The 14088-nt window shown below is 69.5% G+C and carries 16 protein-coding genes; 2 read left to right on the forward strand and 14 right to left on the reverse strand.

Annotated features, from left to right (window positions below):
• Positions 1-18: 18 nt before the first annotated feature.
• Positions 19-1002, reverse strand: a complete 984-nt coding sequence (locus DES41_RS09325; RefSeq protein ID WP_425466346.1) for a diacylglycerol/lipid kinase family protein — start codon at positions 1000-1002, stop codon at positions 19-21.
• A gap of 82 nt (positions 1003-1084) precedes the next feature.
• On the opposite strand from DES41_RS09325, the gene DES41_RS09330 reads away from it, so the two are divergent.
• Entirely contained in the window at positions 1085-2005 is a 921-nt protein-coding gene (locus DES41_RS09330; protein WP_425466347.1) for a DMT family transporter, read from the forward strand.
• Here the strand turns inward: DES41_RS09330 and DES41_RS09335 are convergent.
• The 5 genes from DES41_RS09335 to DES41_RS09355 all read right to left on the reverse strand — a co-directional run bounded on the left by DES41_RS09335 (position 2002) and on the right by DES41_RS09355 (position 5628).
• Positions 2002-2499, reverse strand: coding sequence for a GFA family protein (locus tag DES41_RS09335; protein ID WP_114467351.1), 498 nt, complete (start codon positions 2497-2499; stop codon positions 2002-2004). The two genes, DES41_RS09330 and DES41_RS09335, sit on opposite strands and share 4 nt — an antisense overlap.
• 77 nt (positions 2500-2576) lie before the next feature.
• Positions 2577-2939, reverse strand: a complete 363-nt coding sequence (gene erpA, locus DES41_RS09340) for an iron-sulfur cluster insertion protein ErpA (protein WP_114467352.1) — start codon at positions 2937-2939, stop codon at positions 2577-2579.
• Positions 2940-3090: 151 nt separating this feature from the next.
• Complete coding sequence (rpsI, locus tag DES41_RS09345) at positions 3091-3483, reverse strand: 30S ribosomal protein S9 (protein ID WP_114467353.1); 393 nt, start codon at positions 3481-3483, stop codon at positions 3091-3093.
• 11 nt (positions 3484-3494) lie between these two features.
• Positions 3495-3923 carry a 50S ribosomal protein L13 gene (gene rplM / locus DES41_RS09350; RefSeq protein ID WP_114467354.1) on the reverse strand — a complete coding sequence of 143 codons (429 nt, stop codon included), beginning with the start codon at positions 3921-3923 and terminating at the stop codon, positions 3495-3497.
• A gap of 154 nt (positions 3924-4077) precedes the next feature.
• On the reverse strand, positions 4078-5628 hold the full coding sequence (locus DES41_RS09355; RefSeq protein ID WP_114467355.1) for a serine/threonine protein kinase: 1551 nt from the start codon (positions 5626-5628) through the stop codon (positions 4078-4080).
• Between the two features lie 115 nt (positions 5629-5743).
• Between DES41_RS09355 and DES41_RS09360 the strand changes: the two genes are divergently transcribed.
• Positions 5744-6634 (forward strand): 23S rRNA (adenine(2030)-N(6))-methyltransferase RlmJ, encoded by an 891-nt coding sequence (locus DES41_RS09360; RefSeq protein WP_114467356.1) that lies wholly within the window; start codon positions 5744-5746, stop codon positions 6632-6634.
• Positions 6635-6659: 25 nt separating this feature from the next.
• Here the strand turns inward: DES41_RS09360 and DES41_RS09365 are convergent, their stop codons facing one another.
• The 8 genes from DES41_RS09365 to DES41_RS09400 form a co-directional block, all read right to left on the reverse strand.
• Complete coding sequence (locus DES41_RS09365) at positions 6660-7481, reverse strand: outer envelope protein (RefSeq protein ID WP_114467357.1); 822 nt, start codon at positions 7479-7481, stop codon at positions 6660-6662.
• A 178-nt stretch (positions 7482-7659) separates the two neighbouring features.
• Positions 7660-8553 (reverse strand): LysR family transcriptional regulator, encoded by an 894-nt coding sequence (locus DES41_RS09370; protein ID WP_114467358.1) that lies wholly within the window; start codon positions 8551-8553, stop codon positions 7660-7662.
• A gap of 30 nt (positions 8554-8583) precedes the next feature.
• A complete protein-coding gene (locus DES41_RS09375) occupies positions 8584-9747 on the reverse strand; it encodes an acyl-CoA dehydrogenase family protein (RefSeq protein ID WP_114467359.1) in 1164 nt (387 codons plus the stop codon).
• An 8-nt stretch (positions 9748-9755) separates the two neighbouring features.
• Positions 9756-10133 (reverse strand): cupin domain-containing protein, encoded by a 378-nt coding sequence (locus tag DES41_RS09380; RefSeq protein ID WP_114467360.1) that lies wholly within the window; start codon positions 10131-10133, stop codon positions 9756-9758.
• Complete coding sequence (locus DES41_RS09385) at positions 10130-11368, reverse strand: CaiB/BaiF CoA transferase family protein (protein ID WP_114467361.1); 1239 nt, start codon at positions 11366-11368, stop codon at positions 10130-10132. The genes DES41_RS09380 and DES41_RS09385 overlap by 4 nt, the downstream gene beginning before the upstream one ends.
• Complete coding sequence (locus DES41_RS09390; RefSeq protein ID WP_114467362.1) at positions 11365-12321, reverse strand: Bug family tripartite tricarboxylate transporter substrate binding protein; 957 nt, start codon at positions 12319-12321, stop codon at positions 11365-11367. Before DES41_RS09390 ends, DES41_RS09385 begins: the two co-directional genes overlap by 4 nt.
• 145 nt (positions 12322-12466) lie before the next feature.
• Positions 12467-13276 (reverse strand): CHAP domain-containing protein, encoded by an 810-nt coding sequence (locus DES41_RS09395; protein WP_114467363.1) that lies wholly within the window; start codon positions 13274-13276, stop codon positions 12467-12469.
• Between the two features lie 89 nt (positions 13277-13365).
• Positions 13366-14064, reverse strand: coding sequence for a histidine phosphatase family protein (locus DES41_RS09400; RefSeq protein ID WP_114467364.1), 699 nt, complete (start codon positions 14062-14064; stop codon positions 13366-13368).
• Positions 14065-14088: the final 24 nt, after the last annotated feature.

Raw genomic sequence — 14088 nt, forward strand, 5'->3', positions numbered from 1 at the left:
CGGGCGGCCGGGCGGCGCTCACGCGGGCTCCACCCGGTCTTCGGGCAATGGCGTCAACAACCACAGTGGCCGCGGCGAGACGCGGAATGTCAGCGGCGCACGCAGCCAGCAGATCTCGCCGTCGGTCGCCACCTTGACGCGTGCAGTGCGGCGCGGCGCGGCAGGCCGCATGCCCAGACGCTCGAAGCCGAAGCGCAGCACATCCTCGGCCTCGCCAAGCCGGCCGAACGCGCCGCGCAGCATCAGCCCGAGCATGGCGAGGGTGCGCACGGGGCGCAGCATCAGCGCGACCAGTTGGCCCTCGGCGAGCAGGTCGGCCTCGGGCACCCCGATCTGCTGCAGTTGCAGGCGGTTGTTGCCCACGAACAGCGTGGACGTTCGCACCGGCTGCTGACGGCCCTGGCATTCGATCTGCAGCCGCAGGGGCCGGTATACGTGCAGCAGCGTGACCAGGGCCGACCAGAGCGCCACCAGGCGGCTGCGCCCGTAGCGCTGCTTGTAGGCCTCGCGGTCTTCCAGCAGCTGCGGGTACAGGCCCACGCTGGCGTTGACGAGGAACAGCCGCTCGTTGACGAGCCCGACCTGCACCGGCTCGGGCCTGGCGCGCAGCAAGGCGCGCGTGGCCTGCTCGGTGTCCGAGGAGATGCCGTGCGCGCGGCTGAAGTAGTTGAAGGTGCCTTGCGGCAGCACGCCGAACGGCAGCCCGGCCGGCAGCACGACCTGGGCCACGGCGTTGAGCGTGCCGTCGCCACCCGCCGCGACCACCGCGCCGCGCCGGCCCTGCGCGCGTCGGACGGCCTCGGCCGCAACCTGGGCCACGTCCATGCCGCGCTCGATGCGCAGCACCTCGTGCGGACGGCCCGCGGCATCCAGGATGGCGGAGATGGTGCGCTGGGTCTCGTCGGCATCGGCACGGCCGGAACCGGCATTGAGCACGATGAGCAGCGGGCCGTCGGCAGCGAACTCGGGTGGGGCAGAGGCGACGGCAGTGGGCAGGGTCACGGGCCGGCAGCTTAGCAGCGCAACGCATGGCCGCATGTCGGACGGGGCCGCTGCCCGCGGGTGCGCACAGTTCTGGTGCAACGTGGACAATCGCGGGCTTCGCGCCGCGACGGCGCACCGGAGACCGGCCATTCGCTCCCACGACAACACCCGCGGCATCCTGGCCATGCTCGGCGCCATCAGCTTTTTCGCCTGGATGGACGCGGTCATGAAACTGCTGGCCGCGCACTACCCTGCCGTGCAGGTTGCGGCCCTGCGCGGCATCGCCGGTCTGCCGCTGGTCTGCCTGTACCTGTGGTGGCGCGGCGAGGCGGGCCGCGTGCTGCAGGTGCGCTGGCCGCTGCACCTGCTGCGCGGCGTGCTGGGCGTGACCATGCTCTCGCTGTTCGCCTACGGCCTGCAGAGCCTGCCGATGTCGGTGGCATACACGCTGTTCTTCATCGGGCCTATCCTGATCGCGCTGCTCTCCGTGCCGGTGCTCAAGGAGCGCGTGCGGCGCTCGCACTGGTTGGCGCTGGCGGCCGGCATGCTCGGTGTGCTGGTGGCTCTGCGGCCGGACCAGGACGCGCTCATGAGTTGGGGCGCGTTGGCGGTACTGGTGGCCGCCTGCTGCTACGCCGTCTCTGCCATCACCGGCCGCGTGCTGACCCGCACCGACTCCAACGGCAGTCTGGTGTTCTGGATGACCCTGCTGGTGGCCGTGGGTGCCGGCGCGTTGGCCGCGCGCGGCTGGGTGCCCCTGCGCGCCGAGCACGGCTGGACCATCGTCGCGCTGGCCGTCACCGGCTTCATCGGCCAGATGTGCATCACGGAGGCCTTCCGCCATGGCCAGGCCGCGGTGGTCGCTCCCTTCGAGTACGCCGCGCTGGCCTGGGCAGTGGGCCTGGACTGGCTGCTGTGGCGCACGCTGCCCGACGCGGCGACGCTCGTGGGCGCCGCCATCATCGTGGCCAGCGGCCTCTACCTCGTGCAGCAGGAGCGCCGCGCGCGCCGCCTCGGCTAGCGCCGCGTGCCCTTCTTCTTGGCATGGCGCTCGTGCCACTCGGCGAGCGAGAAGTCCGGGTAGCTGTCGAAGCGCGGATCGCCGCGCTTGCCCTCCACCACCACCCAGTCGGCCTTGGAATCGAGCAGGATGTGCGCGTTCTCGGGCGGCACGGGCAAGGGCGTGTCGATGGCGCTGGCATGCGGGTGCACCAGCTCGGGCCAGGTCGGGTCCCAGAGCCACAGCGCGCTGCCGCAGCGCCCGCAGAAATGCCGTTGCCCACTGCTCTGGCGGTCTGGCTTGCCCTCCTCGCGCATGACCGCCTGGTACTTGCGCAGGTAGCGCTTGCCACGCACCTTGAGCGTGCCGGCATCGGCCCCCAGGTTGATCGCGTAGCCGCCACCGCCTGCGGTCTTGCGGCAGATCGAGCAGTAGCAGCGCATGAACGGCACGGGCGACGGGGCCTCGACCGAGAACTTCACGCTGCCGCAATGGCAGGAACCTTCGAGTTGCATGCCGGCCTTTCGACAAAGAGATCGTCAGAAAGCAAAACCGCCGGGCAAGGCCGGCGGTTCGGGGGAGCGGGAGAAGATCAGACCGAGAAGCTCGACCCGCAGCCGCAGGTGGTGGTGGCGTTCGGGTTCTTGATCACGAACTGGGCGCCCTGCAGGTCTTCCTTGTAGTCGATCTCGGCGCCGACCAGGTACTGGTAGCTCATGGCGTCGATCAGCAGCGACACGCCGTTCTTGGTCATGGTCGTGTCGTCCTCGTTGCTGATCTCGTCGAACGTGAAGCCGTACGAGAAGCCCGAGCACCCGCCGCCCTGCACGAACACGCGCAGCTTGAGCTCGGGGTTGCCTTCCTCGGCGATCAAATCGGCCACCTTGGCCGCGGCCGCATCGGTGAACAAGATGGGCTCGGGCATGACTTCGATGTTTTCGGCAACTGCGCTCATGGGGGTGTGCTCCGGAGAAAGATTCGGTCGATGCTAATGCAATCGGCCCGTCAGCGCCCTGCCCGTCAACAAGCCGGCAATGCAGGTGCGGTCATTCACAAAAAGAAAAACCGCCCAGGGGGCGGTTCTTCTCGGGTTCGCCAGGGCGCGATCAGCGCTTGGAGAACTGCTTGCGGCGGCGTGCAGAGTGCAGACCGACCTTCTTGCGTTCCACTTCGCGGGCGTCGCGGGTGACGTAGCCTGCAGCGCTCAGTTGCGGCTTCAGCGTCGCGTCCCAGTCGAGCAGCGCGCGCGTGATGCCGTGGCGCGTCGCGCCGGCCTGGCCGGATTCGCCGCCGCCGTGGACGTTGACCTGGATGTCGAAGGTCTCGACATGGTTGGTCAGCACCAGGGGTTGCTTCGCGATCATGATGGAGGTCTCGCGGCCGAAATAGGCCTGGATGTCCTTGCCATTGACCGTGATGTTGCCGCTGCCCTTTTTCAGGAACACACGGGCGACGCTGGATTTGCGACGGCCGGTGCCATTGTTCCAATCACCAATCATTGCGTGGCTCCTCAGATTTCCAGGGCTTTGGGCTGCTGGGCGGTGTGCGGGTGCTCGGCACCACCGTAGACCTTCAGCTTCTTGATCATCGCGTAGCCCAGCGGGCCCTTGGGCAGCATGCCCTTGACGGCCTTTTCCAGCGCGCGGCCGGGGTGCTTGGCCTGCATGTCGCGGAAGTTGGTTGCCGTGATGCCACCGGGATAGCCGGAGTGGCGGTAGTACACCTTGTCCAGGGACTTGGCACCGGTCACACGCAGCCGGGCTGCATTGACGATGACGATGAAATCGCCGGTGTCGACGTGAGGCGTGTAAATGGCCTTGTGTTTGCCGCGCAAACGGAGAGCAACTTCGCTGGCTACTCGTCCGAGGACCTTGTCGGTCGCGTCAATCACAAACCACTCATGCACGACCTCAGCGGGTTTTGCGCTGAAAGTAGTCATGTTTCTCTCTTTGGAAAGATGGGTTTGGGCAGCTCTTTTCCACGGTCGGTGTTTCTCTGAAGGAAACCTCTTAGGTGGGAGATGGTTCTTCGCCGCGGAGCCAGCCTGTCGCTGCGAAACCGCGCATTATAGGCAGAACTGGCCAAAGCGCCAACTAGGAGGCGTCAGGGCGGTGGTTCTCGCGCAGGCGGCGCGTGTTTTCCACGCACACCGGCATGGCCGCATACCGCGCTTGCTGGCAGGCCCGGAACAGGCACATGGGCCGGGTGAAGAAGTTGCTGTCGGGGCAGATCTGCTCGGCCGACAGTGCGCGCGGCGGGGTCGGCGCGCGGCGCGCCGGCGGGGGCGCATCGGGCTGGACGGGTGGCTCGACGGGCGTCAGCACCTCTGGCGGCATCGGCGCGGGCGGCAACGGTGCGGGCGCTGGCGCTGGCGCAGCCACCTCCACCGCAGTATCCGCCTTCGCTGGCTTCCTGGGCGGCGCCGGTGCCACCGCCGCCGGTGGCGGATCGCCCGGCGAGGCCACGATACCGACGGCCGCCAGCAGTCCCAGGACCAGCGCCGCCACCCCGGCCTTGGGCCACCAGGTGCCCCTCGTCGCACGCGTTGCCGTGGGCTGCGGCACCGCCGCCGGCCTCACAGCAGGCGCGGGCACGGTGATGCCCACGGTGCTGCTCTCCAGCGGCGCCTGCCACTGCGTGGGCGCGTCCTGGTGCGCCTGGCTGGTCGTGCGGCGCGGCGCAGACCAGCCCGGGCCGAGTTCGGCGCGCCAGTCGAAGCGCTCCATCCCCGGCACCGGCTGCAGTTGCAGCAGCGCGCCGAACGCAGCCAGGTCGCGCGGCCGCCGCTCCGGGTCGAGCGCGAGCCCGGCCGTCAGCGCCTCCACCAGCGCCGGTGTGTACGCCAGCCCATGCAGGCTGTGCAACTCCTGCGCCAGCTCGGCCGGCGGCCGCAGGCTGTCGCGCAGCACGCGCACGCTGGCCGGCACGGGCGGTGCCTGGTTCAGGCAGCCGTAGACCACGGCCGCCAGCGCGTAGACATCGCTCCAGGGCCCTTGGCGCATGCCCTCGGCATCGGCGTACTGCTCGATCGGCGCGTAGTTCACCTTCAGGATGGCGGTGTGCTGCGGCTCGTCCTGGCCCAGCGCCTGGCGCGCCGCCCCCAGGTCCAGCAAGACGGGCGGGCCGATGTCCTGCAGGAAGATGTTGTCGGGCGAGATGTCGCGGTGCACCGTGCCGCGGCGGTGCAGCAGTTCGAGCGCCTGCAGCACCGACCACAGCAGCTTGCGCAGCCAGGGCTCGGGCGGCGGAGCGCGCATCTGCGCGCAGGCTTCCTTGAGCGTCACGCCCTGGTACAGCGGCATCGCCATGTAGGCCGTGCGGTTCTGCTCCCACACGCGCAGCACCTTGACCAGCGCGGGGTGGTCGAACTGCGCCAGCAGCCGCGCCTCGTTCATGAACGAGCGCAACCCCTCCTCGAAGCGCCGCGCATCGGCCCCGGTACGCAGCGTCACGGCATGGCCGATGCGGTCGGCCAGGCCGCCCGGCAGGTACTCCTTGATCGCCACCGTGCGGTGCAGCGAGTGGTCGTAGGCGCGGTAGACCATGCCGAAGCCGCCCGCCCCGAGCAGGCCGTGCAGCTCGAACTCGGCCAGCCGCGTGCCGGGCGGCAAACCTTGCGAGGGATAGCGGGCGGTGGCGTTCACGGGGCAGGGCTGGCGGGCGGCAACGCCGGCCAGTGTAGAGGGCGCCCGCCGCGACGGCCGCGGCCGCCAGCGCCCCCCGCACTGGCCCCAGTACGGGCCCCAGTACCATTGGCCGATGTTCAGTTACCGCCACGCCTTCCATGCAGGCAACCACGCCGACGTGCTCAAGCACATGGTCCTGGTCGCCACCCTGCGTCACCTTGCCGAGAAGGAGACCGCGCTGGCGCTGCTGGATTCGCACGCCGGCGCCGGCCTCTACCGGCTCGATGGCGACTACGCTGCTACCAGCGGCGAGGCCGCCGATGGTGTGCTGCGGCTGCTGCAGGTGCCCGCCGCGCAGCGCGCGGAGTGGCCCGCCGCGCTGACCGATTACATGGAGCTGCTGGCCGGCTTCAACCCGAGCGGCGGCCACCGCATCTACCCCGGCTCCCCCTTCGTGATGCACCGGCTGGCGCGCCCGCAGGACCGGATCAAGCTGTTCGAGATGCACCCCACGGACGGCAAGACGCTACAGGCCAACATCGACCAGCTCGAGGCCGGCCGCCAGGTCGTGGTGTTCCGCGAGGACGGCTTCGAGGGCGTGCGCCGCTTTCTGCCGCCGCCCTCGCGCCGCGCACTGTTGTTGTGCGACCCGAGCTACGAACTCAAGAGCGACTACGGGCGCGTGGTGGAGCTGCAGACCATGGCACTGCAGCGCTTCCCGACGGGCAGCAGCATGGTCTGGTACCCCATCATCGCGCGCAACGAGGCGCACATCCTGCCGCGCAAGCTCAAGAGCGTGGCCACGCGCGCGGGCAAGCCCTGGCTGCACGCCACGCTGACCGTGAAGGCGGCCAAGCAGGTGGCCGCAGGCGAACGCCGCCCGGGCCTGCCGGGCAGCGGCGTGTTCATCGTGAATCCGCCCTACACGCTCAAGCCGGCGCTGGAGCAGGCATTGCCGCTGCTCGTGAAGCTGCTGGCGCAGGACGAGAACGCCACCCACACGCTGGAGACGCAGGGCGGCTGAGCGGCGCCTCGCGCCGCCTGCTGCCTCAGAAGTGGTAGTCGGCGCGGACCATCGGGGTCTTGGCCAGCGAGCCCGGCACGCTGTGCGGGTTGCCGAACTTGTTGCGCCAGTACTGGTAGCCCACGCCCACGCGGAACGAATTCTTGCTGGCGCCGATGTGCGGCGACACGTCGTAGAACAGCGTCATGTCCAGGTTGGTCTCTGGCGACGTCGGCCCGCCGAACTCGTTCTTGCCCTTGTCGCCGATGTAGTTCAGGAAGCCCTCGAACGACAGGCCGGTGTTGCCCACGGGGATGCCCCAGGCCAGGTTCAGCATCGGGTGCACGTCGTAGGAATACCGGTCCGCGATACCGACCGGCTTGTTGCTCTCCCACAGCGCGTACACGCCGACATTCAGGAAGCCGGCGGGCACATCGACCATGAAGGTCGGACCAGCCACCACCATGCGCTTCTTGGAGCTGTAGCCCGGGTCGTTCTTGGTGTTCACGTCGAAGCCGGCCGTCAGGCCCAGGCCCTTGACCGGCCCGAAGGCGAACGACTTGCCCGTGACCTTGCCCAGGTCCAGCGTGTGGCGGTAGACCACGTAGATCTCCTGCGCATTGCTGTCCTTGCCGTCGGACATCAGAAAGTCGACGTTGAGGAAGTTGCTACCGTACTTGTAGCCGCTGGCATGCGTGAAGTTGACGATGGTCTTCTCGATGTCCTGCGGGTTGTAGGGCTCGGCGAACTTGGTGCCCCAGCGCACGCCCATGGAGGTGTCGCTCCAGTCGGCGGCCTGGGCGCCGATGGCGGCGCAGGTCAGCGCGGCGGCGGCCGCGAAACGGAAGATGTCTTGGTTTTGGTGCATGGGGAAGGTTCCAGTTGTCATCGCACAGCTGTCACAGCAACCAGCGTGCCATGTACTGTGTGAACGATCGTAGCCATGCCCGGCACAAGGACCATCCGGCTTTCAGTGCGTACTCCATACGCAATGGCATATACCGCGCAGCCGCGACGCCCGCCCGTACGCGTGCAGCGTGCCGGGATCAAGGCGGTGCGGCCAGCACCTCGCGCGCCACCGCAACGAACGAGGCCAGCACGGCCAGGCCGGCGTCTTCCTTGCGCCAGGCCAGCGCACCCACTGTCAACGGCACCAGGCCGCGCACGGGCACCAGCCGCGCCCCGCGCATGCCGGCCTGCGCCAGCGAGGCCGGCACCAACGCCACGCCCAGGCCGGCAGACACCATGGCCACCACCGTGAGCCACTGCCGTGCCGCATGGCGCGTGCGCGGATGGATGCCGGCCCGGTTGAACACCGCGATCACGTTGTCGTAGTTGGCCGGCGCCACGTCGCGCGCGAACATCACGAAGTTCTCGTCCGCCAGGCGCTTGAGGTCGAGGCTCTTCTCGCCCGCCAGCGGATGCGCCTCGGGCAGGCAGCACACCAACCGGTCGTCGGCCAGCGGCAGGCTGGCCAGCGCGGCGGGGAAGGCCCTGGCGTTGAGGAAGCCGGCGTGCATCTGCCCATGGCGCAGGGCTTCGAGCTGCTCCGCCGAAGACATCTCGCGCAGATGGACCTCGATGTCGGGCCGGCGCGCGCTGAAGGTCTCGACGATGCGCGGCACCTCGCGGTAGACCATGGAGCCGGTCATGCCCAGTTCCAGCCGGCCGCGCATGCCCGCAGCCACGGCCTGGGCCGCGTCGCGCGCCGCGGCCACCCGCTCCAGCACCAACCGGGCCTCGGCCAGATAGGCCGCGCCGGCCGGCGTCAGCGTCACCTGCTTGCTGTTGCGCTCCAGCAGGCGCACGCCCAGTTCGTCCTCCAGCGCCTTGAGGGCCGAACTCAGCGGTGGCTGGGTGATGGCCAGGCGCTGGGCGGCGCGGCCGAAGTGCAGTTCCTCGGCAAGGACGACGAAGTAGCGCAGCAGGTGCAGTTTCATGGTGGGCCGCGATTGTGCGACCCCTGCTCCTCAATACGACTTGGGCAACCCCAGCACCTTCTCCGCGATGAAGCACAGGATCAGCTGCGGGCTGACCGGCGCCAGCCGCGGAATCCAGGCCTCGCGCATGTAGCGCTCCACGTGGTACTCCTTGGCGTAGCCCATGCCGCCGTGCGTGAGGATGGCGTTCTCGCAGGCGTGGAAGCAGGCCTCGGCGCCCAGGTACTTGGCGGCATTGGCCTCGGCGCCGCAGGGCTGGTGCGCGTCGTAGAGGCTGGCGGCCTTGTGCACCATGAGGTGCGCCGCCTCCAGCTCCATCCACGACTTCGCCAGCGGATGCTGGATGCCCTGGTTCTGGCCGATGGGCCGGTCGAACACCACGCGCTCCTTCGCGTACTGCGCTCCGCGCGCGAGCGCCGCGCGGCCCAGGCCGATGGCCTCGGCCGCGATCAGGATGCGCTCGGGGTTCAGGCCGTGCAGGATGTAGCTGAAGCCCTTGCCCTCCTCGCCGATGCGGTCCTCCACCGGAATGCGCAGGCCGTCGATGAAGACCTGGTTGGAGTCCACCGCCTTGCGGCCCATCTTCTCGATCTCGCGCACCTCCACCGTGCTGCGGTCCAGGTCGGTGTAGAACAGGCTGAGGCCTTCGGTGCCGCGCGCCTCCTCCACGGGCGTGGTGCGCGCCAGCAGCAGGATCTTGTTGGCCACCTGGGCCGTGGAGATCCAGACCTTCTGGCCGGTCACGACATAGTGGTCGCCCTGGCGCACGGCGCGCGTCTTCAGGCGCAGCGTGTTCAGGCCGGTGTTGGGCTCGGTCACGCCGAAGCACGCCTTGTCGCGCCCTGCGATCAAGGGCGGCAGCCAGCGCTGTTTTTGCGCGTCGCTGCCGAACACCACGGCCGGGTGCAGGCCGAAGATGTTCATGTGCACCGCCGAGGCGCCCGACAGGCCCGCGCCAGTGGCGCTGATGGTGTGCATCATCAGCGCCGCCTCGGTGATGCCCAGGCCGGCGCCGCCATAGGCCTCGGGCATGGCGATGCCGAGCCAGCCGGCCTGCGCCATGGCCTGGTGGAAGTCGTCGGGAAAGCCGCCTTCGCGGTCGCGGCGCAGCCAGTAGTCGGAATCGAAGGGTGCGCAGACGCGCTGGACGGCGTCGACGATCTGCTGCTGTTGTTCGCTCAGGTTGAAGTCCATGGCTTTCCTCAGGAGCGGCGCACGCGCGCCGGGTCTTCGCCGTAGGGCGGGCTGTAGATGACGAGCAGGCGTGCAGGCTGCGCACTGGTGACGGTGAAGACGTGCATGGCGTCGGCCGGGAACAGGCAGCAGTCGCCGGGCTGCATCTCGAACACCTCGCCACCGACCTCGGCACGCGCCGTGCCTTCGAGCAGGTAGCAGACCTGCTCCATGCCCGGGTGCGCATGCGGCAGCGCGCCCCCGCCCGCGCCGATGGTGCCCAGCACCACCTCCAGATGGCGGGCGCCATTGGCCGGGCCGATCAGGCGCTGGTTGTGGGTGTGGTCGTGGTTGGCCGGGCTGTAGCTCGGCACTTCGCTGCTGCGCACGAACAAGGGGGATCTCATGGCGTGGTCTCCTGCAATGGTTCGGCCTGGCGGCAGGCGCCGCCGGCCAGCAGTGCTGCGATCTCGGCGTCGGCAAACCCAGCCTCGCGCAGTACCGCCGAGGAATGCTCGCCCAGCCGCGGGGCCGGCCCGGGCTGGTCGGCCGGCGGCGTGCCGCTCCAGCGCGTCGGCACACCGGTGCCGACCAGCCGGCCTTCGCTGGGGTGGTCTAAGCGGCGCACGAAGCCGGTGACTGCGTGGTGCGGGTCTGCAAGCAGATCGGCGGGGCCCATCATCGGCATGTTGGGCACGTCGGCGGCGTCCAGCAGCGCCTGCCACTCGGCCGTGCTGCGCTCGCGCATGAGGCGTGCCACCTCGGCATACACCGCATCGATGTGCTGGGCGCGGGCGCTGTGCGTGGCGAAGCGCGGGTCTTCGGCCAACGCCCGGCCCGGTGGGCCGATGGCCGCAAAGAAGCTGCGCCAGTGCTTGTCGTTGTAGATCAGCACGCACAGGTGGCCGTCGCGCGTGCGGTAGGGGCGGCGGTACGCCGTCAGCAACCGGGCGTAGCCGGCGTCGCCGTGCGGCGGCTCGAAGGCCAGGCCGGCCAGGTGGTCGCCCAGCACGAACTGCGTCATGGCCTCGAACATCGGCACCACGATGGCCTGGCCTTCCCCGGTCTTCTCGCGCGCGAACAGCGCGGCGGTGATCGCGTAGACCGCGTGCAGGCCGGTCACGCGGTCGGCCAGCGTGATGGGGGCGTAGGCCGGCTCGCCGCCCGCGTAGGCCTGCGTCAGCCAGGGAATGCCGGTCGCGCCCTGGATTAGGTCGTCGTAGGCCGGCCGCGCGGCGTAGGGGCCGTCCTGGTCGAAGCCGCAGCAGTTCACGTGGATCAGGCGCGGGTGCGCGGCACGCACGCTGGCCGCGTCCAGGCCGAGGCGGGCCAGGGCCTGCGGGCGCACGTTGCTGATCAGCACGTCGCTCTGCCCGGCCAGCCGCAGCGCGGCGGTGCGTGCGGCGGGCTGCTTCAGGTCGAGCACGATGCTGCGCTTGCCCTGGTTGGCCTGCAGGAAGATGTGGCCCATGCCCGGGTTGCGCATGGGGCCCACGTGGCGCATGTTGTCGCCCTCGGGGCTTTCGAGCTTGGTCACCTCGGCGCCCAGCGAAGCCAGAATCTGGGTGGCGAACGGGCCCATGATGACCGAGCTCAGGTCGAGCACCTTGACGCCCGCGAGCGGGCCTTGCGGGGAACTCATTCCGGCTTTACGCCGGACTGGCGGATCAGCGCGCCCCAATGCGCCAGCTGGTCGGCCACGTACTTGGTGAACTCCTCGGGCGTCTTGGACGGCCACACCTCGAAGCCCAACTGGCGCAGCTTGTCCTGCGTGTCGGGCTCGGCCAGCACCTGCTGCAGTGCGCCGTTGATGCGGTCGACCACCGGCTTGGGCAGGCCGGCCGGACCGAAGATGCCGTTCCAGGAGGTCAGGTCGAAGCCCTTGACCGTGGCACCCACGGGCGGCACGCCGGGCAGGATCTGCGACTCGCGCGCCGTGGTGATCGCCAGCGTACGGATCTTGTCGGTTTTGAGCATGGCCATGCCCGAACCCAGATCGGCCACGTAGACCTGCACCTGGCCACCGACCAGGTCGGTCATGGCCTGGGGGCTGCTCTTGTAGGGAATCTGCGCGATGTCGATGCCGGCGATGCGCTTGATGGCCTCCATGGCCACGAGCGATGTGCTGTTGGGTGTGGCATACGACAGCTTGCCCGGATTGGCCTTGGCGTACGCGATGAACTCGGCCAGTGTCTTGGCGGGCACCGAGGGGTGCACGGCCAGCGCGAACGGCAGCTCGCCCACGCGCGCGATCGGCGTGAAGTCCTTGATCGGGTCATAGCGCAACTCCTTGTACAGCGCCGGGTTGGCGGAGTGCGAGGTGTTGGTGGTCATGAACAGCGTGAGCCCGTCGGGCTTGGCCTTCGCCACGTACTGCGCAGCGACCTGGGCGTTGGCGCCGGGCTTGTTGTCGATGACCACGGTCTGGCCGAGCTTCTCGGCCAGCTTCTGGCCGACGGTGCGGGCCACGGCATCGGTGCCGCTGCCGGCCGCGAACGGCACGACCAGGGTGAGGGGCTGGGGGTTCTGGGCCTGCAGGCTGCCGAACGGCGCGGCAGCAAGCAGCGCCAGCAACAGGCGGCGGTGTCTCCACATGGACTTGTCTCCTCGGGGTGTGATGGGGAACGCGTCCGCATCTTCCCTGGGGCCAAGCATTGGCGTCCAATTGCAAATTCGGCTGGAAGCATTCGTTGTGCGAATGCTTGGGCCGCGCCCGCCGTGGCGGCGGGCGGTGCACCGCTCAGGATGCGCTGTAGTCCACCAGGCCCTTGAGCAGCTTGTCGCTCAGCTTGCGGCGCTCCAGCCTGAACACGCCCACACCCGACCGGCTGCCGTCGTTGTTGGTGTTGCCTTCGACCGTCACGAGACGGCCATCGGGCAGCACGCGCTCCACGATGCCGGCATGCCCGAGCCCGTGGCCGAAATCGCAGATGAACACCTGCCCCGGCTTGACGAGCGAGATGTCGGCCAAGGCCTCGGCGCCCGTGATGCGGACCACGCCCGGCACGAAGCGGGCGCGGCCCCAGTGGTCGAGGCAGCCCGCGGTCCGAGGCACCACATTGGGCGTCCCCAGGTGCACGGCCGCCTGGTGGAAGGCCCAGTAGACGAAGGCCATGCACCAGGCACGCGTGTCCGGGCTGCCGGTCAGCGGAACGCCGGTGACCGTGAGGTAGTGATCGACCATCGGCCCGCGGTTGCTGCCGAGTGGCACCTCCATCTGCCCGATCTGCGACGCTGCGACGCCCAGGGCCTGCAACGCCAGCGGCGACGACGGCGCCGGCACTTCCGTGGCTGCGGCCACGCCGAACAGCGCCCCCCAGGTGAAGCGGCCGATCTCGCCATCGACCACCAGCGCGTTGCCCTGGCTGTCCACATTTTGGGTTTGGAACACCTTGACCACGGCCACCATCTGCGCATCGAACAGACCGGCCGTGAACGGGCCGTAGCCGTGGCCCTTGAGTGCTGTCTGCACGGCCCTGACGAGCGCCGCGTCGGCCTCGCCCTTCTTGATCAGGTGGTTCGGGAACGGGCGGGGGGTCGTCGTTGCCATGGCATTTCTCCTGTGCGGCCGATCCTGCTCCGCGCCGGCAGGCCGCACATCCTTTGCCTTGAGGATGCGCCGAGGGCGCCGCCCTGCGTTCAGGCCAGCGGCACGCGCTGGCGGATCTCGGCCAGCCGCGCCTGGTCGTAGACCGGCTGCGGCGGCATGCCCTCCAGGTGGGCGATGTCGGCCCAGTCCAGGATGTCCAGGCGGTGCGCATCGTCCTTGACAAGCACCTGCACCTGGCTCACGCCGGCATTCGGGATGTGGGCCTCGCGCGGCCCGTCCAGCGAGCGCGCGCGTGCGCTGCGCCAGACCATGTCGAGCACGCCGCCATGCGTGACCACCACCAGCGTCTCGCCGGCATGGGCATTGGCCAGCTCGCGCAGGCCCTGCAGCACGCGGCCATGGAAGCGGCGCGTGCTCTCCCCGCCCTCGAAGGCGTAGTCGGCACGGAAGTCGACCCAGTCGTTCCAGGCTGCCGGGTGCAGGCGCTTGATCTCGTCCACGCTCATGCCGTCGACCACGCCGAAGCTCTGCTCACGCAGGGCCGCGCTTTCGATGGGGTCGGGGCCGCCGCGCCGCGCCAGCAGCTCGGCCAGCGGGGCGGCGGTCTGGCGGGCCCGCGCGAGGTCGCTGCTGACCACGCGGTGCACCTCCCCGCTGGCCAGGCGCCGCGCGACACGCAGCGCCTGCTCGTGGCCGGTGGCGTTCAGCGGCACATCCACCTGGCCCTGAAAGCGCAGTTGGCGGTTCCACTCGGTTTCACCATGGCGCACGAGAATCAGACGGGTCATGCCTGGGATTATCCAAAAGCTGCC

The sequence above is a fragment of the Pseudorhodoferax soli genome, assembly GCF_003337555.1.
Lineage (GTDB): Bacteria > Pseudomonadota > Gammaproteobacteria > Burkholderiales > Burkholderiaceae_C > Pseudorhodoferax > Pseudorhodoferax soli.

Bases quoted from the DNA above. Each gene is read 5' to 3' on its own strand.
- DES41_RS09335 (WP_114467351.1), bottom strand. From the start codon at position 2,499: ATGCAACTCGAAGGTTCCTGCCATTGCGGCAGCGTGAAGTTCTCGGTC.
- erpA (WP_114467352.1), bottom strand. From the start codon at position 2,939: ATGAGCGCAGTTGCCGAAAACATCGAAGTCATGCCCGAGCCCATCTTG.
- rpsI (WP_114467353.1), bottom strand. From the start codon at position 3,483: ATGATTGGTGATTGGAACAATGGCACCGGCCGTCGCAAATCCAGCGTC.
- rplM (WP_114467354.1), bottom strand. From the start codon at position 3,923: ATGACTACTTTCAGCGCAAAACCCGCTGAGGTCGTGCATGAGTGGTTT.
- DES41_RS09360 (WP_114467356.1), top strand. From the start codon at position 5,744: ATGTTCAGTTACCGCCACGCCTTCCATGCAGGCAACCACGCCGACGTG.
- DES41_RS09365 (WP_114467357.1), bottom strand. From the start codon at position 7,481: ATGCACCAAAACCAAGACATCTTCCGTTTCGCGGCCGCCGCCGCGCTG.
- DES41_RS09370 (WP_114467358.1), bottom strand. From the start codon at position 8,553: ATGAAACTGCACCTGCTGCGCTACTTCGTCGTCCTTGCCGAGGAACTG.
- DES41_RS09375 (WP_114467359.1), bottom strand. From the start codon at position 9,747: ATGGACTTCAACCTGAGCGAACAACAGCAGCAGATCGTCGACGCCGTC.
- DES41_RS09380 (WP_114467360.1), bottom strand. From the start codon at position 10,133: ATGAGATCCCCCTTGTTCGTGCGCAGCAGCGAAGTGCCGAGCTACAGC.
- DES41_RS09385 (WP_114467361.1), bottom strand. From the start codon at position 11,368: ATGAGTTCCCCGCAAGGCCCGCTCGCGGGCGTCAAGGTGCTCGACCTG.
- DES41_RS09390 (WP_114467362.1), bottom strand. From the start codon at position 12,321: ATGTGGAGACACCGCCGCCTGTTGCTGGCGCTGCTTGCTGCCGCGCCG.
- DES41_RS09395 (WP_114467363.1), bottom strand. From the start codon at position 13,276: ATGGCAACGACGACCCCCCGCCCGTTCCCGAACCACCTGATCAAGAAG.
- DES41_RS09400 (WP_114467364.1), bottom strand. From the start codon at position 14,064: ATGACCCGTCTGATTCTCGTGCGCCATGGTGAAACCGAGTGGAACCGC.